The 21,971-nt window shown below is 65.6% G+C and carries 19 protein-coding genes; 7 read left to right on the top strand and 12 right to left on the bottom strand.

What is annotated here, in order from left to right; genetic code table 11:
* The first annotated feature begins 53 nt into the window (after positions 1–53).
* Positions 54–1,103 carry a lytic murein transglycosylase B gene (gene mltB / locus ACSQ9I_RS11325; RefSeq protein WP_436313226.1) on the top strand — a complete coding sequence of 350 codons (1,050 nt, stop codon included), beginning with the start codon at positions 54–56 and terminating at the stop codon, positions 1,101–1,103.
* 2 nt (positions 1,104–1,105) lie between these two features.
* A complete protein-coding gene (locus ACSQ9I_RS11320) occupies positions 1,106–1,723 on the top strand; it encodes an HD domain-containing protein (protein ID WP_436313225.1) in 618 nt (205 codons plus the stop codon).
* Here the strand turns inward: ACSQ9I_RS11320 and ACSQ9I_RS11315 are convergent, their stop codons facing one another.
* The 8 genes from ACSQ9I_RS11315 to glpD form a co-directional block, all read right to left on the bottom strand.
* A complete protein-coding gene (locus ACSQ9I_RS11315) occupies positions 1,724–2,281 on the bottom strand; it encodes a histidine phosphatase family protein (RefSeq protein ID WP_436313224.1) in 558 nt (185 codons plus the stop codon). It abuts the gene before it with no gap.
* Positions 2,282–2,373: 92 nt separating this feature from the next.
* Entirely contained in the window at positions 2,374–4,104 is a 1,731-nt protein-coding gene (locus ACSQ9I_RS11310; protein ID WP_093102636.1) for an ABC transporter substrate-binding protein, read from the bottom strand.
* Between the two features lie 88 nt (positions 4,105–4,192).
* Positions 4,193–4,501 (bottom strand): DUF2160 domain-containing protein, encoded by a 309-nt coding sequence (locus tag ACSQ9I_RS11305; RefSeq protein ID WP_436313223.1) that lies wholly within the window; start codon positions 4,499–4,501, stop codon positions 4,193–4,195.
* 12 nt (positions 4,502–4,513) lie between these two features.
* On the bottom strand, positions 4,514–5,326 hold the full coding sequence (locus ACSQ9I_RS11300; RefSeq protein WP_093102633.1) for a carbohydrate ABC transporter permease: 813 nt from the start codon (positions 5,324–5,326) through the stop codon (positions 4,514–4,516).
* Complete coding sequence (locus ACSQ9I_RS11295) at positions 5,323–6,213, bottom strand: carbohydrate ABC transporter permease (protein ID WP_436290564.1); 891 nt, start codon at positions 6,211–6,213, stop codon at positions 5,323–5,325. The genes ACSQ9I_RS11300 and ACSQ9I_RS11295 overlap by 4 nt, the downstream gene beginning before the upstream one ends.
* The gene (locus ACSQ9I_RS11290) at positions 6,210–7,280 is read right to left on the bottom strand and encodes an ABC transporter ATP-binding protein (RefSeq protein ID WP_093102630.1); all 1,071 of its coding nucleotides are present in this window, start codon (positions 7,278–7,280) and stop codon (positions 6,210–6,212) included. Before ACSQ9I_RS11290 ends, ACSQ9I_RS11295 begins: the two co-directional genes overlap by 4 nt.
* A 1-nt stretch (position 7,281) precedes the next feature.
* Positions 7,282–8,358, bottom strand: a complete 1,077-nt coding sequence (locus ACSQ9I_RS11285; protein WP_436290565.1) for an ABC transporter ATP-binding protein — start codon at positions 8,356–8,358, stop codon at positions 7,282–7,284.
* Positions 8,349–10,010, bottom strand: coding sequence for a glycerol-3-phosphate dehydrogenase (glpD, locus tag ACSQ9I_RS11280; protein ID WP_436313222.1), 1,662 nt, complete (start codon positions 10,008–10,010; stop codon positions 8,349–8,351). Before glpD ends, ACSQ9I_RS11285 begins: the two co-directional genes overlap by 10 nt.
* Positions 10,011–10,114: 104 nt before the next feature.
* Here glpD and ACSQ9I_RS11275 point away from each other — a divergent pair, with 104 nt between their 5' ends.
* Genes ACSQ9I_RS11275 through ACSQ9I_RS11265 form a run of 3 tightly spaced genes read left to right on the top strand, consistent with a single transcriptional unit; the run spans position 10,115 to position 12,939 of the window.
* Positions 10,115–10,888: a DeoR/GlpR family DNA-binding transcription regulator gene (locus tag ACSQ9I_RS11275; RefSeq protein ID WP_436315739.1), complete on the top strand. Its 774-nt coding sequence runs from the start codon at positions 10,115–10,117 to the stop codon at positions 10,886–10,888.
* 1 nt (position 10,889) lies between these two features.
* Positions 10,890–12,383 carry a glycerol kinase GlpK gene (gene glpK / locus ACSQ9I_RS11270; protein WP_436313221.1) on the top strand — a complete coding sequence of 498 codons (1,494 nt, stop codon included), beginning with the start codon at positions 10,890–10,892 and terminating at the stop codon, positions 12,381–12,383.
* Positions 12,384–12,387: 4 nt separating this feature from the next.
* Complete coding sequence (locus ACSQ9I_RS11265; protein WP_436290568.1) at positions 12,388–12,939, top strand: cytochrome b; 552 nt, start codon at positions 12,388–12,390, stop codon at positions 12,937–12,939.
* Here ACSQ9I_RS11265 and ACSQ9I_RS11260 read toward each other — a convergent pair.
* Positions 12,936–13,544, bottom strand: a complete 609-nt coding sequence (locus ACSQ9I_RS11260; RefSeq protein WP_436313220.1) for an ABC-type transport auxiliary lipoprotein family protein — start codon at positions 13,542–13,544, stop codon at positions 12,936–12,938. The genes ACSQ9I_RS11265 and ACSQ9I_RS11260 overlap by 4 nt on opposite strands.
* Positions 13,541–14,368, bottom strand: coding sequence for an MlaD family protein (locus tag ACSQ9I_RS11255; protein WP_436313219.1), 828 nt, complete (start codon positions 14,366–14,368; stop codon positions 13,541–13,543). Before ACSQ9I_RS11255 ends, ACSQ9I_RS11260 begins: the two co-directional genes overlap by 4 nt.
* A gap of 181 nt (positions 14,369–14,549) precedes the next feature.
* Between ACSQ9I_RS11255 and ACSQ9I_RS11250 the strand changes: the two genes are divergently transcribed.
* Positions 14,550–14,993, top strand: coding sequence for a hypothetical protein (locus ACSQ9I_RS11250; protein ID WP_436313218.1), 444 nt, complete (start codon positions 14,550–14,552; stop codon positions 14,991–14,993).
* A gap of 222 nt (positions 14,994–15,215) precedes the next feature.
* Here ACSQ9I_RS11250 and ACSQ9I_RS11245 read toward each other — a convergent pair whose 3' ends face one another.
* Both ACSQ9I_RS11245 and ACSQ9I_RS11240 read right to left on the bottom strand, forming a co-directional pair.
* Positions 15,216–16,172, bottom strand: coding sequence for an alpha-E domain-containing protein (locus ACSQ9I_RS11245; protein WP_093102619.1), 957 nt, complete (start codon positions 16,170–16,172; stop codon positions 15,216–15,218).
* Positions 16,173–16,190: 18 nt separating this feature from the next.
* Positions 16,191–17,699, bottom strand: a complete 1,509-nt coding sequence (locus ACSQ9I_RS11240; protein WP_093102618.1) for a circularly permuted type 2 ATP-grasp protein — start codon at positions 17,697–17,699, stop codon at positions 16,191–16,193.
* A 633-nt stretch (positions 17,700–18,332) separates the two neighbouring features.
* Here ACSQ9I_RS11240 and ACSQ9I_RS11235 point away from each other — a divergent pair.
* Positions 18,333–21,836: a DUF2126 domain-containing protein gene (locus ACSQ9I_RS11235; protein ID WP_436313217.1), complete on the top strand. Its 3,504-nt coding sequence runs from the start codon at positions 18,333–18,335 to the stop codon at positions 21,834–21,836.
* Positions 21,837–21,971: the final 135 nt, after the last annotated feature.

Genomic DNA, 21,971 nt, shown 5'->3' with positions numbered 1-21,971 from the left:
AACCACATGTGTCCCGCACGAGAGCGCCGGGCACGGGCGGCACAATCGAGGCCATGCGCCTCCTTCTTTCGACCGCTCTTCCGCTGGCCCTCCTCCTGCTGACCGCCCCGACCCCCGCATCGGCTCAGAAAACCGTGCGCGGCGAGACGCCCTATGCCACGCGCGACGACGCGATGCAGTTCGCCGACGACGTGGCCGAACGGCGCAACCTCGATCGCAAATGGGTGCGCGCGACCATCGGCAACGCACGGCTGCTGCCCAACGTGCCGCGCCTGATGCTGCCGGCACCCAGGGGCACGGCGAAGAACTGGCGCGTCTATCGCAGCCGCTTCATCGACCCGATCCGCATCGCGGCCGGCGTGCGCTTCTGGCGCGCCAATGCCGACACGCTGGCGCGCGCCGAAGCCGAGTACGGCGTGCCGTCCGAGATCATCGTCGGCATCGTCGGCGTCGAGACCATCTACGGCCGCAACATGGGCAACTTCCGAGTCATCGATGCGCTGGCCACGCTGGCTTTCGATTTCCCCCAAGGCCATCCGCGCGCGGCCGAGCGCCAGGCCTTCTTCCGCGGCGAGCTCGAAAGCTTTCTCAGCACCGAAAGCCGCACCGCGGAAGATCCGATGATGCCGGTCGGCAGCTATGCGGGCGCGATGGGCATGCCGCAGTTCATGCCGAGCAGCATCGCCAAGTACGCGATCGACTTCGACGGCGACGGCCGCATCGACCTGGTCAACAACCCGGCCGACGTGATCGGTTCGGTGGCCAGCTATTTCAGGGCCTTCGGCTGGCAGCCGGGCATGCCGCCGATCTACCCGGTCGGCTTCGACGAGGCGCGGCTCAAAAAGGACGTGCTGATGGCGCCCGACATCCTGCCCAGCTTCAGCGCCGACGCGTTCGTGGCCGGCGGCGCCGTGCTCGAGGGCGAGGCGCTCACGCACAAGGGCCTGCTCGCGCTGATCGAGCTGCAGAACGGTGCCGACGCGCCGAACTACGTGGCCGGCACGCAGAACTTCTACGTGATCACGCGCTACAACTGGAGCAGTTACTACGCGATGTCGGTGATCGATCTCGGCCGCGAAGTCCGCACCGCGATGGGGCAGTAGCCATGGACGCCGGCGTGCGGCGCGCCTCGTGGATCGATGCTTGGCGCGACCTCGGCGTCGCTGCGCCCGACGAGGTGCTGCTGGCCAAGCTGCTGGCGCACTACAGCGAGCCGCATCGCGCCTACCACACGCTGCAGCACCTGGACGAATGCCTGGCCGGTCTCGCGCGCGAACGCAGCCATGCAGAGCGCCCGGCCGAGATCGCGCTCGCGCTGTGGTTCCACGACGCGATCTATGACGTGCACCGGCGCGACAACGAGGCGCGAAGCGCCGACTGGGCGCAAGCCGCGCTGCTGGCCGCCGGCGTCGCGGGCGATGCGGCCCGGCGCGTCCATGCGCTGGTGATGGCCACGCGCCACCACGCACAGCCCGAAGATGCCGATGCACAGTTGCTGGTCGACATCGACCTCTCGATCCTCGGCGCGCCTGCCGCGCGCTTTGCCGAGTACGAGCGGCAGATCCGCGCCGAGTACGCACATGTGCCGCCCGAAGTCTTCGAGCTGCGACGGCGTGAAATTCTCGGCCGCTTCCTGGCGCGCGATCCGCTCTATCTCAGCGCATCGATCCGGGCGAAGCTGGAAGCCCAGGCGCGCATCAATCTGCAGCAAGCGATCGGCTGATCAGCCGCCAAAGCCGCCGCGTGCCACGACCTTGGCCGCGCGATCGACGACCACCGCTTCGCCCATCGCCACCGACTCGCCGGTGAAGGCCGTGATGTTGACCTGGTGCGTAACCCAGACCTCGAAAGTACCGGCCGGAATGCGCGCCAGTCCCTCGAGCAGGAGTTGCCGGTTATTGGCCGAGATCTCAGTGCTGCCGAAGGTCGAGTTGAGAGGCGCCCACAGGGAATGGGCACCGAAGGCCAGGTCCGCCGTGTCCTTGCAGCGGCACCACGCGCTGGAACGCACGGCGCCCGGTGCGAGGCCGCGGGCACGCAACCACTCGCCCGCCGCGCGGGCCTGCGTACGGCCCGCCTCGCTCAGGTTGCGCTGCGTGCTGCAGTGGTCCAGCCTGAAGCCGGGCGGATCGCCGACGCCCTGCGTCGTCTGCGCGTGGCGCCACAGCAGCGCGCACCGGCCGGCACGCAGGCGCTCGGCCATCGCATCGGCACCCGTCTGGGCATGGGCACGGCCCAGAAGTGCCGCTGCAAGCAGGATGAATTCGCGTCTTCCAGGCATCGCGCGAGGCTAGCAAAGCGCGGTCGACCCCAAAGCAAAAAGGGCTGCTGCGCCTTCGCACAGCAGCCCTCGAAGCCTTGCGCTTCAGGCGCTCAGCGTGCCTTGCCTTCCTTCCAAGCGCTCAGCAGCTTGTTGTAGTCGATGGTCTCGCCCTTCGGCTTCTCGTTCGCCAGCTTCTTCCACGGCGCATGCTGGTCGCTCAGGTACTTGTTGGGATCGCCCTTGGCATTGAGCTTGGGCGCGCACTTGGCCATGCCGGCGCGCTCCAGGCGGCCCATCACGTTGTCCATCTCGTCGGCCAGGTTGTCCATGGCCTTCTGCGGCGTCTTCTCGCCCGTCACCGCCTCGGCCACGTTCTTCCACCAGAGCTGCGCCAGCTTCGGATAGTCAGGCACGTTGGTGCCGGTCGGCGACCAGGCCACGCGCGCCGGGCTGCGGTAGAACTCGACCAGGCCGCCCAGCTTGGGCGCCATGTCGGTCATCGCCTTCGACTGGATGTCGGACTCGCGGATCGGCGTCAGGCCCACGATGGTCTTCTTGAGCGAGGTGGTCTTGGAAGTGATGAACTGCGCATAGAGCCAGGCGGCGGCCGTGCGGTTCTCGTCGTGCGCAGAGAAGAAGGTCCACGAGCCGACGTCCTGGTAGCCGTTCTGCATGCCCTGCTTCCAGTACGGTCCGTTCGGGCCGGGCGCCATGCGCCACTTGGGCGTGCCGTCCGCGTTGACCACCGGCAGGCCGGCCTTGGTCATGTCGGCGGTGAAGGCCGTGTACCAGAAGATCTGCTGCGCGATCTGGCCCTGCGCGGGCACCGGGCCGGCTTCGCCGAAGGTCATGCCGGTGGCTTCCTTGGGCGCGTACTTCTTCATCCAGTCGATGTACTTGGTCAGCGCATAGACGGCCGCGGGCGAATTGGTCGCACCGCCGCGCGACACGCTGGCGCCCACCGGCGTGCACTTGTCGTCGCCGACGCGAATGCCCCACTCGTCGATCGGCAGGCCGTTGGGCGTTCCGATGTCGGCGGTGCCGGCCATCGAGAGCCAGGCATCGGTGAAGCGCCAGCCGAGCGACGGGTCTTTCTTGCCGTAGTCCATGTGGCCGTAGATCGGCTTGCCGTCGATGGTCTTCACGTCGACGCTGAAGAACTCGGCGATGTCCTCGTAGGCGCTCCAGTTGAGCGGCACGCCCAGGTCGTAGCCGTACTTGGCCTTGAACTTGTCCTTCAGGTCGGGGCGCGCGAACAGGTCGGCGCGGAACCAGTAGAGGTTGGCGAACTGCTGGTCGGGCAACTGGTAGAGCTTGCCGTCTGGACCGGTGGTGAACTTGGTGCCGATGAAGTCCTTGAGGTCGAGGCCCGGGTTGGTGTATTCCTTGCCCTTGCCGGCCATGTAGTCGGTCAGGTTCATGATCTTGCCGTAGCGGTAATGGGTACCGATCAGGTCGGAGTCGGAGACCCAGCCGTCGTAGATCGACTTGCCCGACTGCATCGAGGTCTGCAGTTTCTCGACCACGTCGCCTTCCTGGATCAGGTCGTGCTTGACCTTGATGCCGGTGATTTCCTCGAAGGCCTTGGCCATCGTCTTCGATTCGTACTCGTGCGTGGTGATGGTTTCGGACACCACCGAGATCTCCCTGACGCCCTTGGCCTGCAACTTCTTGGCGGCGTCGATGAACCATTTCATCTCGGCGGTCTGCTGGTCTTTGCTCAGGGTCGACGGCTGGAATTCGCTGTCGATCCATTTCTTGGCCTCCGGTTCTCCGGCCCAGGCGCTCTGCAAGGCAAAAGTCGCCGCTGCCAGTGCCAACGCTGTGTAGCGAATCTTCATGGATGTCTCCTCATGGTGCTTCCCGGTGTTGTGCAGATCCCGGCCCCGGGAAAGCGAAGAGCCGGACAGCTGAAGAAAGCGATTGCCGTCAGCCCTTGCGCATGATCAGCGCCAGCGCGAGCATCGACAGCACGAAGCTGATCCAGATCGACGGTTCGACCTCCAGGCTGAACCACTCCTGGAACAGGCCGGCCAGGCCGATGAAGGCCAGATTGATGTAGGCCGCGATGAGCAGCCCGATGAAGAGCCGGTCGCCGCGCGTGGTTTCCATCGGCAGCCAACCGCGGCGCAGGGTGGTCGGCGACTTGAGTTCCCACACGGTCATGCCGACCAGCATCAGTGCGATGCAGCTGAAGAAAACGGCCACCGGCGTGGTCCAGACCATCCACTCGAACATTTTTTTGTCTCCTTAGACGCGTCCCATCGCGAAGCCCTTGGCGATGTAGTGGCGCACGAACCAGATCACGATCGCGCCCGGCACGATGGTCAGCACGCCAGCGGCCGCCAAGGTGGCCCAGTCCATGCCCGAGGCGCTCACCGTGCGCGTCATCGTGGCCACGATCGGCTTGGCGTTCACGCTGGTCAGCGTGCGGGCCAGCAGCAGCTCGACCCAGCTGAACATGAAGCAGAAGAAGGCCGCGACGCCGACGCCGGCCTTGATCAGCGGCAGGAAGATGGTGAGGAAGAAGCGCGGGAAGGAATAGCCGTCGATGTAGGCCGTCTCGTCGATCTCGCGCGGAATGCCGCTCATGAAGCCTTCCAGGATCCACACCGCCAGCGGCACGTTGAAGAGCAGGTGCGCCAGCGCCACGCCCAGATGTGTGTCCATCAGCCCGACCGTGGTGTAGAGCTGGAAGAAGGGCAAGAGGAACACGGCCGGCGGCGTCATGCGGTTGGTGAGCAGCCAGAAGAACACGTGCTTGTCGCCGAGGAAGGAATAGCGCGAGAAGGCATAGGCCGCCGGCAACGCGACCGTGAGCGAGATCACCGTGTTGATGCCGACGTAGATCAGGCTGTTGATGTAGCCCGAGTACCACGATTCGTCGGTGAAGATGCGCGCGTAGTTGGCCCAGGTGAACTGCTGGGGGAAGAAAGAGAAGCTCGAAAGAATCTCCTCGTTGGTCTTGAAGCTCATGTTGACCATCCAGTAGATGGGCAGGAGCGCGAACAGGATGTAGAGCAGCAGGAAGACGCTGCGCTTGCGGAAGCGGCGTTCGTTCATTTCGTTTCCTCCACTTCCTGCGTGCCGACCCGCTGCATCCAGTTGTAGAGCACGAAACACAGCAGCAGAATGATCAGGAAATAGATCAGCGAGAAGGCGGCCGCCGGACCGAGGTCGAACTGGCCGACGGCCTTCTGCGTGAGGTACTGGCTCAGGAAGGTGGTCGCATTGCCCGGACCGCCGCCCGTCAGCACGAAGGGTTCGGTGTAGATCATGAAGCTGTCCATGAAGCGCAGCAGCACCGCGATCACCAGCACGCCGCGCATCTTGGGCAGCTGGATGTAGCGGAACACCGCGAACTTGCTTGCGCCGTCGATGCGCGCGGCCTGGTAGTAGGCATCGGGAATCGAGCGCAGCCCGGCGTAGCACAGCAGCGCGACCAGCGGCGTCCAGTGCCAGACGTCCATCACCAGCACCGTGAGCCAGGCATCGCGCGCGTTGCCGGTGTAGCTGTAGTCGATGCCCAGCTTCTGCAGCGCCCAACCGAAGAGCCCGATGTCGGCACGCCCGAAGATCTGCCAGATGGTGCCGACCACGTTCCACGGAATCAACAGCGAGAGCGCGACCACCACCAGCACGGCCGATGACTTCCAGCCGGTCGATGGCATCGACAGCGCCAGGCAGATGCCCAGCGGGATCTCGACGACGAGCACGGCGAGCGAGAAGCCGAGCTGGCGCCACAGGGCTGCATGCAGCTCGTCGTCGCGCATCACCGCGGCGAACCATTCGGTGCCGACGAACACGCGCCGCTCGGGCGAGATGATGTCCTGCACCGAGTAGTTGACCACCGTCATCAGCGGCACGATGGCCGAGAAGGCCACGCACAGCAGCACCGGCAGCACCAGCCACCAGGCCTTCTGGTTGATGGGTTTCACGGTTCCGTTCATGCGACCAGCTCCTCATCGCGGTAATAGCAGGTGTGCTTGTCCACCACCTTGAGCCAGACCGGCTCGCCGACCGACGGCACCTGCGCATCGGAATGCAGCCGGGCCTTGAGCACGCTCTCGCCGATCTGCGCGCTGAGCATCTGGTGCGTCCCGACGTCCTGCAACTGCGTGACCGTGGCCCTCAATGCGCCGGGCGACTGGAGTTCGGCCAGCGCGAGGTATTCGGGCCGGATGCCGAGCTTGAGCGCGCCGTCGGGCAGCGCCCGCGGCAGCGCGAGCCGGTTGCCCGCGATCTCCAGCACGCCGCCCGCGCACTGCGCCGGCAGGAAGTTCATGCCCGGCGAACCGATGAAGTGGCCGACGAAGGTGTGGGCCGGACGCTCGAACAGCGCCTCGGCGCTGCCCACCTGCACCGCCTTGCCGCGCGTCATGACGACCACCTCTTCGGCGAAGGTCAGCGCCTCGACCTGGTCATGCGTGACGTAGATCAGCGTGAGCTTGAGCTCGCGGTGGATCTGCTTGAGCTTGCGCCGCAGCTGCCACTTGAGGTGCGGATCGATCACGGTCAGCGGCTCGTCGAAGAGCACCGCCGACACGTCGCTGCGCACCAGCCCGCGGCCGAGCGAGATCTTCTGCTTGGCATCGGCCGCGAGGTTGGCGGCGCGCTGGTTGAGCTGACCGCTCATGTCGAGCATCTCGGCGATCTCGCCCACCCGCCTCTTGATCTGCTCGGCTGGCAGCTGCCGGTTGCGCAGCGGGAAGGCGAGGTTCTCGGCCACGGTCATGGTGTCGTAGATCACCGGGAACTGGAACACCTGCGCGATGTTGCGCTGCTGCGGCGTCTCCAGCGTCACGTCGCGACCGTTGAAGCGCACGCTGCCCTGCGAGGGCGCGAGCAGGCCCGAGATGATGTTGAGCATGGTGGTCTTGCCGCAGCCCGAGGGGCCGAGCAAGGCGTAGGCGCCGCCGTCGCGAAAGCTCATCTTGAGCGGCAGCAGCGCATAGTCGCTGTCCTCCCTCGGGTTGGGGCGATAGGCATGGGCCAGGTCGAGGTCGATGCGGGCCATGTCAGTCTCCCTTCCGGCGCCAGGCCGGCGCCACCGCGAGCCGCTCGCCGGCGTCGAACACGTAGGCCTGCGAGGCCGCGAAGTACAAGGTGATCGCCGTGCCGAGTTCGAAGCGGTGCACCCCGGTCAGTTGCGCCACCAGTTCGCCCACCAGCGTCTCGGCGTGGACGAAGGTGTCGGAGCCAGAGATCTCGGCCAGTTCGACCTTGCCGGGCAGGGCGATGTCGCCCTCCCCCGCGTTCACGTTCAGCGCACTCGCGCGCAGGCCGATGGTCACGGCGCCTTCGACGCCCGCCGGCAGCGCGATCGGCAGCAGCGGCCCGCCTTCGAGTTGCACGCCGCCGGCGACCACGCGGCCGGCCAGCAGGTTCATCGGCGGGTCGCTGAAGGCGCGCGCCACGCGCAGCGACTGCGGCGCATGGAACACCTCGGCGGTCGGCCCGTACTGCAGCAGCTCGCCGGCATCCATCACCGCGGTGTAGCCGCCCAGCAGCAGGGCCTCCCCAGGTTCGGTGGTGGCGTAGATCACGGTCGAGTCGCCGGTGGCGAAGAGCTGCGTGAGTTCTTCGCGCAGGCCTTCGCGCAGCTTGTAGTCGAGGTTGACCAGCGGCTCGTCGAGCAGCATCAGCGGCGCGTTCTTGGCCAGCGCGCGCGCCAGCGCCACGCGCTGCTGCTGGCCGCCCGAGAGTTCGGCCGGATAGCGGTCGAGGAACATGCCGATGTGCAGCTTGTCGGCCAGCTCGCGCACCTTCGCATCGACGTTCTTCTCGCCGCGCAGCTTGAGCGGCGAGCCGATGTTCTCGCCCACCTTGAGCGAGGGGTAGTTGATGAACTGCTGGTAGACCATCGCCACGTTGCGCTCGCGCACCGGCACGCCGGTCACGTCCTTGCCGTCGACCTGCACCTTGCCTTCGGTCGGCGTGTCGAGGCCGGCCATCAGCCGCATCAGGCTGGTCTTGCCGGCCTGCGTGGCGCCCAGCAGCACGGTCACCGCACCATGCTTCGGCGCGATGCTCTGCGGGTAGAGCCAGGTCTGGGCGCCCACCTTCTTGGTGACGCGCTCGAGTGTCAGTTGCATGCAGCAATTCCTTCTTGCGAACTCGTGTTGATCTCCATCCAGGTACCGACCTGCTCGCGCTCCTGGCGCGTGAGGTGCAGGCCCAGCTTGGAGCGGCGCCAGAGCACGTCGTCGCCGCTGCAGGCCCACTCCTCGTTGTGCAGATAGCGCAGCTCGCGCTCGTGCAGGCCGGGTGCCACGGCGGCGCCGAGGTCGGCCGTCGATTGCGCATCGCCGATCACGTTCGAGATGCGGGCGCCGTAGGCGCGCGCGAGCCGGCGCGCCAGCGCGGCATCGAGCCACGGGTACTTCGAGCCAACCGCTGCCACGAAGCGTTCGAAATCGTCATCGGGCCGCGCGGCGGTACCGATCCAGCCCGACAGGTCGCCGCCCGCGAGAAAGGCGCCTTCGGTCCATGCCGGCCGCGCATCGCCGAGCATCCGGCCCACCTCGTCGGCCGCGTCTTCGGCGAGCTTGCGAAAGGTCGTGATCTTGCCGCCCCACACAGACAGCAGCGGTGCGGCACCGGTGTTGCTTTCGAGCAGGTAGTCGCGCGTGACGGCCGAGGGGTCGCCCGAGTCGTCGTCGAGCAGCGGCCGCACGCCCGAGTAGGTCCAGACCACGTCGGCCGGCACGATGGGCTTCTCGAAGTAGCGGCTGGCCTGGGTGCAGAGGTAGTCGATCTCGTCCGCGCCGATGCGCGCCGCGCCGGGGTCGTCGCCGTTCAGCTCGATGTCGGTGGTGCCGATCAGCGTGAAATAGTCCTGGTAGGGAATCGCGAAGATGATCCGCTTGTCGGGGTTCTGGAAGATGTAGGCGTGGTCGTGCTTGAAGAGGCGTGGCACCACGATGTGGCTGCCCTTGACCAGCCGCAGGTGCCGCGTGGCCAACGCCTCGCCCTTGGCCGCGTGGGCCACGCCGCGCAAGAAGGATTCGGCCCAGGGCCCCGCCGCATTGACCACGGCGCGCGCGCGCACGGTGCGCTGGGCGCCGCCCGCGGATTCGAGCAGAGCGGTCCAGCCATCGACATCGCGGCGCGCGCTCACGCAGCGCGTGCGGGTCAGCACCTCGGCCCCCTTGGCGCGCGCATCGAGCGCATTGAGCACCACCAGCCGCGCGTCATCGACCCAGCCGTCGGAGTAGACGAAGCCGCGTTTGAACTGCGGCTTGAGCGGCTCGCCGGCCGCGTGGCTGCGCAGGTCGATAGCGCGCGAGCCCGGCAGCACCTCGCGCTTGGCCAGGTGGTCGTACATGAAGAGGCCGATGCGCACCATCCAGGCCGGCCGCATGGAGGGATCGTGCGGCATCACGAAACGCAGCGGCCACATGATGTGCGGCGCGCTCTTGAGCAGCACCTCGCGTTCCTGCAAGGCCTTGCGCACCAGCGAGAACTCGTAGTACTCGAGGTAGCGCAGACCGCCGTGGATCAGCTTGGTGGACGACGAGGAGGTGTGCGCCGCGAGATCGTCCTTCTCGCACAGCAGCACGCGAAAGCCACGGCCCGCCAGATCGCGCGCGATGCCGCAGCCATTGATGCCGCCGCCGACGATGAGCACGTCGCAGTCGGTGATGGCGGCGGAGGTGGACGGGGGGATGGCGCTCACAACGGACGGAGGGATGGACCCGTGAATTTGTTCACTTATTTCGCTTGAGGCGTTTTCGTATTCTTTCATTTTGGTTCCTTAATGCGCGATTTTCCTTGGCGTTAACCCTTAAGTCCATTCGTTTTCTTTCGTTTTAAAGTAACGCGCCCCGCGCGCTCTTCTCTTTCATGTCAGTGAACTCCAACCCCCGCCAACTCAAGCTGCTCAACACCGTCCGCGCCCGCGGCTCGATCACGGTCGAACAGCTGGCCGAGATGCTCGAAGTGACGCTGCAGACCGTGCGCCGCGACGTGCAGCGACTGGCCGACGAAGGCCTGCTGGCGCGCTTCCATGGCGGCGTGCGCGTACCGAGTTCGACCACCGAGAACATCGGCTACCAGCAGCGCGAAACGCTCAATGCCGAAGGCAAGGCGCGCATCGCGCGCGCCGTGGCCGCGCGGGTGCCGAACGACTGTTCGCTGATCCTCAACATCGGCACCACCACCGAGGCGATCGCGAAAGCGCTGCTGCGCCACACCGGGCTGCGCGTGATCACGAACAACCTCAATGTCGCGACCATCCTGAGCGACAACCCGAACTGCGAGGTGATCGTCGCGGGCGGCTCGGTGCGGCTGCGCGACCGCGCGATCGTGGGCGAGGCGACGGTCGATTTCATCCGCCAGTTCAAGGTCGACATCGCGCTGATCGGCGTTTCCAGCATCGAGGACGATGGCACGCTGCGCGACTTCGACCTGCGCGAGGTGAAGGTGGCGCAGACCATCATTGCGCAGGCGCGCGAGGTCTGGCTCGCGGCCGACGCGAGCAAGTTCAACCGCCCTGCCATGATCGAGCTGGCGAAGCTGTCGCAGATCGATTGCCTTTTCACCGACGCCGAGCCGCCGCCGCCTTTTCCGGAGCTGCTCGAGCGCGCACAGGTGCGCTGCGAGATCGCATCAAAGGACCATTGAGATGACCTACCTGCTCGCCCTCGACCAGGGCACGTCGAGCTCCCGCAGCATCGTCTTCGATCGCGAAGGCCGCATCGTCGCCATCGCCCAGCAAGAGCTCACGCAGATCTACCCGCAGCCCGGCTGGGTCGAGCACGACCCGGTGGAGATCTGGACCAGCCAGCTCGCGACCGCGCGCGAGGTGCTCGCTAAAGCGAAGCTCACAGCGAGCGACATCCACGCGCTGGGCATCACCAACCAGCGCGAAACCACCGTGCTGTGGAACCGCAAAACCGGCCAGCCGGTGCACCACGCCATCGTCTGGCAGGACCGGCGCGCCGAGCCGCTGTGCGCACGGCTGCGCGAAGACGGCATGACCGACACCATCCGCGACAAGACCGGTCTCGTGATCGACGCCTACTTCTCCGGCACCAAGCTGCGCTGGCTGCTCGACAACGTGCCCGGCGCACGCGCCGCGGCCGAGCGCGGCGAGCTGGCCTTCGGCACCGTCGACAGCTGGCTGATCTGGCAACTGACCGGTGGCAAGGTGCATGTGACCGACGTAAGCAACGCCTCGCGCACCATGCTCTTCAATGTCCGCAGCAACCAGTGGGATGCCGATCTGCTGAAGGCGCTGGACATCCCCGCCTCGCTGATGCCCGAGGTGAAGCCTTCGAGCGCGCACTTTGCCGACACCGACGCGGGCCTGTTCGAGCGCAGCCTGCCCGTCGGCGGCGTGGCGGGCGACCAGCAAAGCGCCCTCTTCGGCCAGGCCTGCTTCGAGGCCGGCATGGCCAAGAACACCTATGGCACCGGCTGCTTCCTGTTGATGCACACCGGCGGCGCCTTCCAGCCTTCGCAGAACGGCCTGCTCGTGACCAGCGCGGCGCAGACCAGCGCCCAGCCGCAGTACGCGATGGAAGGCAGCGTGTTCGTCGGCGGCGCGGTAGTGCAGTGGCTGCGCGACGGCTTGAAGGCCATCCAGGGCAGCGCACAGGTGCAGGCGCTGGCCGAGAGCGTGCCCGATGCGGGCGGCGTGATGATGGTGCCGGCCTTTACCGGCCTCGGCGCGCCCTACTGGAACGCCGACGCGCGCGGCACCATCACCGGCCTCACGCGCGGCACCACCGTCGCGCACATCGCGCGCGCGGCGCTGGAGAGCATTGCTTATCAGAGCGCCGCGCTGCTGCAGGCCATGAGCCGCGATGCGGTCGCCGCGGGCGGCACGCCGGTGGCGGAGTTGCGCGTCGACGGCGGCGCGGCCGTCAACGATCTGCTGATGCAGTTCCAGGCGGATCTGCTGGGGATTCCGGTGGTACGGCCGGAGGTCATCGAGACCACGGCGCTCGGTGCGGCTTACCTGGCAGGACTCTCGACCGGCGTGTACCGCGACCTGGGTGAGTTGTCGAAGCAGTGGCGCGTCGAACGGCGCTTCATGCCTACCCTGAGCCGGGTGAAGGCTGAGGAGAAGATGGAGCGGTGGGAGCTGGCGGTGCGGAGGGCGACGCTGGTTTGATGCCATGACCCCGATCGAGAACACCGAGGACCGCTATGGCGCTGTTGCGATCCTGCTCCACTGGTTGATGGCTTTTCTTGTCATCGGACTTTTGGCATTGGGCATCTACATGGTCACGCTTCCAGATGTCGGCTTCAATACAAAAAAGATCACGCTGATTCTCTACCACAAGGAGCTTGGCTTGCTGGTACTCGTCTTGCTCGCGGTGCGCTTGGGTTGGCGTTTGACGAATGTGCTCCCGCAACTGGTTGCACACCTGCCTGATTGGCAAAAAATCGCCGCCCGATTCGTCCATCTCTCCTTTTACGCACTGATGTTCGTCTTGCCGATGACTGGTTGGCTCATGTCTTCCGCCGCTGGCATCCCGGTATCGTTCTTTGGCTTGTTCACGCTGCCTGATTTCCTTCCTCGCGACGACCATCTGTTTCAGCGACTCATCGATGTCCACAAGTGGCTCGCTTATGTGCTCGTGCTTGTCATATTCGTCCATGTGGGCGCGGCACTGAGGCATCATTTCGTATTCAAGGACGATACTTTGCGCAAAATGCTGCCCTAACCCGCTTTCTCGACCACGAACCTGGCGAGTTCCCGCAATACTTTTACCGCAGCCTCATTGGCCGCCGCGACCCCGGCGGAGGGATTTCTCTCCCGCAAGGGTTCGCGCACCGACACTTCCTTGGTCGCGATAACCCGATTCATTGCCTCGCGACTTAGATGGAAGCGTATCGTGAGCTGCAGTATCGCGGGGTCTGAAGTGAAGTCCTGCTTGAGCTCCAGGATTTCGGTGCGAAGAGCGAAAGTGTGGCGACCAAAATGAGGAGGCGACCGGACCTCGCTGAAATAGTGCGTATTCGAAATTGTCTTGACGATCAGAGGCAGCATCATCTGCGCTGGTGTTTCCGCCCATTCATTCCGACTGAAATACGCGATTTGATGGGCCTGGGTGGTATAGGCCATTTGCGTCGCGCCATAGACCGGATGGGTCTCGGGGACCAGAACCAACAGGGTCGCGGAGCGAGTCCGTTCGTTGGGCAGGTCGAGTGGGATGCTGCTCAGCACATGTTTCTTGGCGGCAGTATCGACCGGCGACAACAGGGCACAGCCCGAAAGCAGGATGGCACATAGCGCAACCAGCGCCGCCCTCGCCATACTTCCCTTCATTTTTCTTCCCCGGGCCCAAGCGGTGGAGGCCTGGTGCCGCGAATCAAGATCGACGGGTCTCGATTGATCCTGGTCGCCACGCCGGAGAGGGAACTGGACAGCGCATCGAGATTGGACAGAGTCTTGTGAGCCTCAGGGAGGATTTGCGTCTGAAGCGCTCTCACTGTGTCATGACTCGATTCCAGCAGAGGCTCCAGACGATGACTCGCGCGCTCGGTATTGGCAACGATCGAGTTCAGCTTCCTGGTATTTTCTGCCAGTACCTTGGTTACTTGCTGCAAGCTGTCGACCGATTGCTTCAGCGATGCGATGGTCTTCTCGTCGAATGTCGATTGCAGCAGCTCAGTGACGGCTTGGACATTCTCGTTCATCTGAGTCAGCGTCCCGTCGAGCGTCATTGATTTCGACGGCGCCGTCGGTATTGTCGGATAAAGTTCGCCCGGCCGTGCTGCCAGCGGCCGCGAATCGATGCCGACGTCTTCGATAGCAATGTAAACGTAGCCGGTGAATCCTCGCGAAGCGAGTCCACGCGAGGTGATCGTGGCGACGCTGGCCGAGGTAATCGGAGCGGTCTTGTCGATACTCAACAAAATACTCACTGAATTCGACCGGACCAGCTTGACGCTTTTCACCCTTCCCACATCAACGCCGTGGAATTCGACAGGAGCATCGGCAATGAGGCCGGAGACGGACTCCTCGGTAGAAATCTGATAGTTCACATAATCGCTTATGGAAACAAAATACCAGATTGCCCCAGCGAGAATCGACACAAGCAGGAACGCCACGAACGCAAGTCGCGCCTTCGTGTTGACATCGTTTTTCATCGCGCATTGCCTCCATGGCTAGCCCGCACATCGCCGGCCAAATAGGCGCTTGGGCCGGTGCCAGCCTAGTCCGTCATCCCTGCAATTGCCACGCGATGCGAAGATTGCATTTTCGACCTGTTGGCGGGCGAGCCTCAACCCCTCGCCACGCAAGGACATCCCCTACCTATATTCCCCACCCGTGATCCCGACCGGCGTGACCAGTGAGGTGGTCCTTGGGCCCTCGGGTCGCGACATCTCCGGCGGCGATGCGCTCACAGCGGATCCGTCGGCATTCGACAAGCAGCCGAAGACCGGCAACTTCTCGCACCGAAGCGTGTACTGGCAGAAAGTCAGCCAAGCCGGCTATCGCCTGGTCGTTGATGAAACTCCATACGGATGGAGAGGCGATCAGTACGCGATCTTCGCGGTTCCGGAAGCAACGAAGTCCGACGATTTCATCGCGCAGGTGAGCGACGATGACCCGCGAAACCAGAACACGATTCGCCCGATGCGTCGCTCGCCGACTGGGCGCGAAAGGAACCCTATAACCACGAACTGCTCGGTCAAATTCGCAAGCAGTACCGTTTGGCCGAGCCGACGATGGCCGCGTACTATCAGGGCCGCTTTGGCCGCTCGAAGGTAGAGTCAAGGCGCATGGCGGCCTATGCGCTGGACATCATGTTCCGCTCGCACTATGTGTTTCATAGGGAACGGCACGATGCACCCGACAATGAATCACCATCGAATCCGTGGCGGACCGGAAAGTCTGCTTTGAATCGCCCATCGGTGTTTAGAGTCGGTCCTACAGGTCGATGAACTTGCGCCCACAGCGCGCCGTAGTCGCCGACTCGCAGTCGAAAAATGCTCAGTGCCCAGGCACCAAAAAGTCCTGACTGATCCGCCACCCCAACTCATTCACCCGATCGAGAAACTGCGTCAGATAGGCATGCAGTCCCGTCGCCAGAATCTCATCGACCCGCGCGTACTGCAAATCGGCCAGCAGCTTCCCCGCACGCCGCTGCGTCTCCGCGCTCTGGTCGTTCTGCACCTTCGCAAGATTGCTCACCACTTCGACCAGGCTCGCATGCAGCGAACGCGGCATGTCGGCGCGCAGGATCAGGAGCTCGGCCACGCGTTCAGGCTTGATCACGTCGCGGTACACCTTGCGGTAGACCTCGAAGGCCGAGACGCTGCGCAGGATCGCGCTCCAGTGATAGAAGTCGTACTCCTGGTCTTCCTCGGTGGCGGTGCCGAAGAACTCGCTGTTGAGCGCATGGAACTTCACGTCGACTAGGCGTGCCGTGTTGTCCGCGCGCTCCAGGAAGGTGCCCAGGCGCGAGAAGTGGAAGGCCTCGTCCTGCAGCATGGTGCCCAGGGTCACGCCGCGCGAGAGGTGCGAGCGGAACTTGACCCATTCGAAGAACTGGCCCGGGTCGCGCTCGAATTCGCCGGCGCGCAGCATGCGGTTGACCTCGAGCCAGGTCGTGTTCTGCGTCTCCCAGGCTTCGGTGGTGAGCGCGCCGCGCACGGCCCGCGCGTTCTCGCGCGCGGCTCGGAGGCACGAAAGGATCGACGAGGGATTGGACTCGTCCTTGACCATGAACTCCATCACCTCGTCGGGCACGATGTGCTCGTGCTTTTCGTTGAACAAGGGCAGCAGCTCGCTGATGGAGAGCAGGCCCTGCCAGCCGTACTTGGCAACCTCGGCCGATTGCGGCAAGAGCGAGGTCTGGTAGTTGACGTCGAGCATGCGCGCGGTGTTTTCGGCCCGCTCGGTGTAGCGCGACATCCAGTAGAGGTGATCGGCGGTGCGTGACAACATGCTGTGGTGCTCCCCTGATCAACCCACTTGGGTTTGCGATTGCGATTGCGACTGCGATTCCGAGCGCGGCTTGGTGCGGCGGTCCCCTTCGAGAATCCAGGTGTCCTTGGTGCCGCCGCCCTGCGACGAATTGACGACCAGCGAGCCCTCCTTGAGCGCGACGCGCGTGAGGCCGCCAGGCACCATCTGCACTTCCTTGCCCGAGAGCACGAAGGGGCGCAGGTCGATGTGGCGCGGCGCGATGCCGGCCTCCACGAAGGTGGGCGAGGTCGACAGGCTCAAGGTGGGCTGCGCGATGTAGCCGTCGGGCTTGGCGAGCACGGCTTTCTTGAAGTCCTCGATCTCGGCATGCGTCGCCGCCGGGCCGATCAGCATGCCGTAGCCGCCGGCGCCGTGCACTTCCTTGACCACCAGGTCCTTCATGTTGGCCAGCGTGTAGTCGAGTTCCTCCTTGTTGCGGCACATGTAGGTGGGCACGTTCTTGAGGATCGGCTTCTCGCCGAGGTAGAACTCGATCATCTTCGGCACGTAGGGGTAGATCGACTTGTCGTCCGCCACGCCGGTGCCGACCGCATTGCAGATCACGACGTTGCCCTCGCGGTAGGCTCGCATGAGGCCGGCGCAACCGAGCGTCGACGTGGGGCGGAACACCTCGGGGTCGAGGAAGTCGTCGTCGACGCGGCGGTAGATCACGTCGACGCGCCGCGGGCCGCGCGTGGTGCGCATGTAGACGAAGTCGTCCTTGACGAAGAGGTCCTGCCCTTCGACCAGCTCCACGCCCATCTGCTGCGCGAGGAAGGCATGCTCAAAGTAGGCGCTGTTGTACATGCCGGGTGTGAGCACCACCACGGTGGGCTCGGCGGTCGCGGGCGGCGCGGAGGCGCGCAGGGTTTCGAGCAGCAGGTCGGGATAGTGCGCCACCGGCGCGACGCGGTTCTGGCTGAACAGCTCGGGGAAGAGCCGCATCATCATCTTGCGGTTCTCCAGCATGTAGCTCACGCCGCTGGGAACCCGCAGGTTGTCTTCGAGCACGTAGTACTCGCCGTTGCCGGCCGCGTCCGGCGCGCGCACGATGTCGATGCCGGAGATGTGCGAGTAGATGTCGTTGGGCACCTTCACGCCCACCATCTCGGGGCGGTACTGCGCGTTGTTGAAGATCTGCTCTGAGGGGACCACGCCGGCCTTGACGATCTCCTGCCCGTGGTAGACGTCGTGGATGAAGCGGTTGAGCGCGGTCACGCGCTGCACCAGCCCCTTCTCCATGCTTTCCCACTCGTGCGCGGGAATGATGCGCGGCAGCAGGTCGAAGGGGATCAGGCGCTCGGTGCCCGAACCGTCCTCGTCCTTCGCGCCGTACACGGCAAAGGTGATGCCGACCCGGCGGAAGATCATTTCCGCCTCCTCGCGCCGCGATCGCATCACCTCGCCGGGCTGCTTCGCGAGCCATTGGTCGTAGCGCTTGTAGTGGTTTCGGACCGCTGCGCCATGGTAGGGCAGCTGCTCGTACATCTCGTCGAATTTGTGCATGGGACGACCAATCTCCTTGGGCGTAGCTTAGCAAGTTCAGGGCCAGTGCTTCTAGGGAACAACGTGGTGCCAGTAGCGTTTCGCGGTCCGGCGCTGGCATTCGCGGGGTCACGCGCGGCATGCCGCGGTCGTCACCGCCGGCCCAGCGCGCCGATTCGAGGTCGAAGAGAAAGCGCACGGCGCCATCGCCGCGCTGCGGCATCTGCGAAACGATGCCCCCCACCTGCAGGTCGCGCCCCTCGAGCGCGGGCGCCAGCGCATCACCCGCATAGGCGGTCGCGCGCCAGCCCGCGAGGCCGGCGCCGGCCATCGCGCCGAGCAGCAGCATGGCCAGGACCGAGCGTCGCAATCCCCGCAGCAACAGCCCGCCGGCGACCGCGGCCAACAGCACCCCGGCGTAAACACCACCATGCCACAGCGCCGCCTGCTGCAATTGCAGCGCAGCGCCCAGCACCGAGCCGGCCATGGTGGCAAAGAAAGCCAGGCCGCGCGGCTCCCCGCCCGGCGTCACGCAACGATCCCTGATGACATGCTGCAATCGCTCCCTTACACGCTCTCTGTGGCGCGCTAATTGCTATCCGTGTGGGCTAGTATGCGTCTCACTCCGAGGCAACCTCGACGTTCCGAGAAAAAATGTCCATCCACGCCGCTCTCCACCACGTCACCCACTACAAGTACGACCGCCCGGTGCAATTGGGACCGCAGGTGATCCGCCTGCGCCCCGCGCCGCATTGCCGCAGCAACGTGATCTCGTATTCGTTGCGCGTCGAGCCCGAGCAGCACTTCATCAACTGGCAGCAGGACCCGTTCGCGAACTACCAGGCGCGGCTGGTGTTCCCCGAGAAGACGCGCGGGTTCAAGGTCACGGTCGACCTCGTGGTCGAGATGGCGGTCTACAACCCCTTCGACTTCTTCCTCGAGCCGCAGGCCGAGAACTTCCCTTTCAAGTACACCGAATCGCAGGCGCAGGAACTCGCGCCCTACCTCGTGGCCGACCCTGCCACGCCGCTGGTCGCGGCCTACCTCGAGAAGATCGACCGCAAGACGAAGCGCACGATCGACTTCCTCGTCGGCCTCAACCAGCAGGTGCAGAAGGACGTCGGCTACCTGATCCGCATGGAGCCCGGCGTGCAGACGCCCGAGCAGACGCTGGCCAATGCCTCCGGTTCCTGCCGCGATTCGGGCTGGCTGCTGGTGCAGCTGTTGCGCCATTGCGGCCTGGCGGCGCGCTTCGTTTCGGGCTACCTGATCCAGCTCACGCCCGACGTGAAGGCGCTCGACGGCCCCAGCGGCACCACGGTCGACTTCACCGACCTGCACGCCTGGTGCGAGGTCTATCTGCCCGGCGCCGGCTGGATCGGGCTCGACGCCACCTCGGGCCTGATGGCCGGCGAAGGCCACATCCCGCTGGCCTGCACGCCCACACCTTCGAGTGCGGCGCCGATCGAAGGCGCGGTCGACGAGGCCGAGGTCGACTTCGCCCACGAGATGAAGGTCACGCGCATCCACGAATCGCCGCGCGTGACCAAGCCCTATACCGACGATCAATGGGCCGAGGTGCTGGCGCTCGGCGAGGCAGTCGACGCGCGCCTGAATGCCGGCGACGTGCGCCTCACGATGGGCGGCGAGCCGACCTACGTCGCCACCAGCGACCGCGACGCGCCCGAATGGAACACCGATGCGCTCGGCCCGACCAAGCGCGGCTACGCGACCGAGCTCGTGCACAAGCTGCGCGCCGAATACGGCCAGGGCGGCTTCCTTCATTTCGGCCAGGGCAAGTGGTACCCGGGCGAACAGCTGCCGCGCTGGGCGCTGTCGATCTTCTGGCGCGCCGACGGCCAGCCGCTGTGGCACAAGCCCGAGCTCTTCGCCGACGAACGCACGCCCACCCACTACACGAGCGAAGACGCGCGCCGCTTCACCAGCGCGCTCGCGCACAAGCTCGGCCTCACCGACCGCTTCGTGCAGCCCGGCTACGAAGACGTCTACTACTACCTCTGGCGCGAGCGCCGGCTGCCGGTGAACGTCGACCCCTTCGATTCGAAGCTCGACGACGAGCTGGAACGCGTGCGCCTGCGCCGCGTGTTCACGCAGAAGCTCGATGCGGTGATCGGCTACATGCTGCCGATCGAGGCCGCGAACGCCGACACCGATGCGCCCGCGCTCGCCGGACCGGGCTGGAAGACCGGCCCCTGGTTCCTGCGCGACGACCGCATGTACCTGGTCCCCGGCGATTCGCCGATGGGCTACCGCCTGCCGCTCGATTCGCAACCCTGGGTAAGCAAGGGCGACTATCCCTACCTGGTGGAGCGCGACCCCACCGCGCCGCGCGCGCCGCTGCCCGCCTCCACCCTCTTCCGTGCGCGCTATGAAGGCGGGCTCGCCGGCGCGCCGGTCGATCTGGGCGCCGTGCCCTACGACTTCGGCGTACCGCAGCAGGCGCCGTCCGCGCTGCGCTTCCAGGCCGCGCACGGCAACCCGGCGGCGGCACGCGCTGCCGCGGCCTCCTCCGATCCGACCACGACCCGCGAGCCGCGGCGCGGCGAATCGGCCCACTGGATCACGCGCAGCGCGCTGTGCGTGGAGGTGCGCGACCCGCGCCGCGCCAACGGGCCGGCGGCCGAGAAGGTGGGGAGCGCCTCGGGCGTGCTCTACGTGTTCATGCCGCCGCTGGCGCGGCTGGAGGATTACCTCGATCTCGTCGCCGCGGTCGAAGCCACGGCCGAGCAGCTGGGCGTGCAGATCGTGATCGAAGGCTACCCGCCGCCGCGCGATCCGCGCCTCAAGATGCTGCAGGTCACGCCCGACCCCGGCGTGATCGAGGTCAACATCCATCCCGCGCACAACTGGCGCGAGCTGGTCGATCACACCGAGTTCCTCTACAACGCGGCCTTCGAGACGCGCCTGTCGGCCGAGAAGTTCATGACCGACGGCCGCCACACCGGCACCGGCGGCGGCAACCACTTCGTGCTGGGCGGCGCCACGCCGGCCGACAGCCCCTTCCTGCGCCGGCCCGAGCTGCTCGCGAGCCTCTTGCTCTACTGGCACAACCACCCGTCGCTGAGCTATCTGTTCTCGGGCATGTTCATTGGCCCGACCAGCCAGGCGCCGCGCGTCGACGAGGCGCGCAACGACCAGCTCTACGAGCTCGAGATCGCGCTCAAGGAAATCGCGCGCAACCGCGAGATCCACGGCCAGAACATGCCGGCCTGGATGGTGGATCGCACGCTGCGCAACATCCTGGTCGACGTCACCGGCAACACGCATCGCAGCGAGTTCTGCATCGACAAGCTCTACTCGCCCGACTCCGCCACCGGCCGCCTCGGCCTGCTGGAGCTGCGCGCCTTCGAGATGCCACCGCACGCGCGCATGAGCATCGCGCAGCAGCTGCTCCTGCGCGCCTTCATCGCCCGCTTCTGGGACGAGCCCTACAAGGCACCCGCCACGCGCTGGGGCACCGAGCTGCACGACCGCTTTCTCTTGCCGACCTTCGTCAAGATGGATTTCGAGGACGTCATCAGCGAGATGCGGCAGGCTGGCTTCGCCTTCGATCCGGACTGGTTCGCGCCGCATTTCGAGTTCCGCTTCCCGCTGGTGGGCCAGGTCCAGGCCATGGGCGTGGAGCTGTCGCTGCGCAACGCGCTCGAGCCCTGGCACGTGATGGGCGAGGAAGGCTCGGCCGGCGGCACGGTGCGCTATGTCGACTCCTCGCTCGAACGCATCGAGGTGCGCGTGACCGGCCTCAACGAAAGCCGCCACGTCGTCACCGTCAACGGCCAGGTGCTGCCGCTGCAGCCCACCGGCACGGTCGGCGAATTCGTGGCCGGCATCCGCTACAAGGCCTGGAATCCACCCTCGGCGCTGCATCCCAGCATCGGCGTCCATGCGCCGCTCACCTTCGACCTGGTCGACACCTGGATGAAGCGCTCGCTCGGCGGTTGCCAGTACTTCGTCGCGCATCCGGGCGGGCTCAGCTACGAGAGCTTCCCGGTCAACGCCAACGAGGCCGAAAGCCGGCGCCATTCGCGCTTCTCGCGCATGGGCCATACCCCCGGCCTGCTGCGCACGCCACCGGCGACGATCGAACTTGCTGGAAGCCGCGAGTTCCCGTTCACGTTGGATTTGAGACGAGGATGAGCCCACCCCCAGGCTTCGCGCACTTCGTGTCGCTCTCGCCAACCCCCTTGCAGGGGGCAACACCAGCGGCCCGGCAAAGCCGGTTCCGCGGAGTTCCTGGGGTCATCGCCCACCGCCCCATCGCGATGACGCCGA

It is taken from the genome of Variovorax sp. LjRoot84 (assembly GCF_964254305.1).
Lineage (GTDB): Bacteria > Pseudomonadota > Gammaproteobacteria > Burkholderiales > Burkholderiaceae_C > Variovorax.
This window is presented reverse-complemented; position numbering and strand designations above follow the sequence as displayed.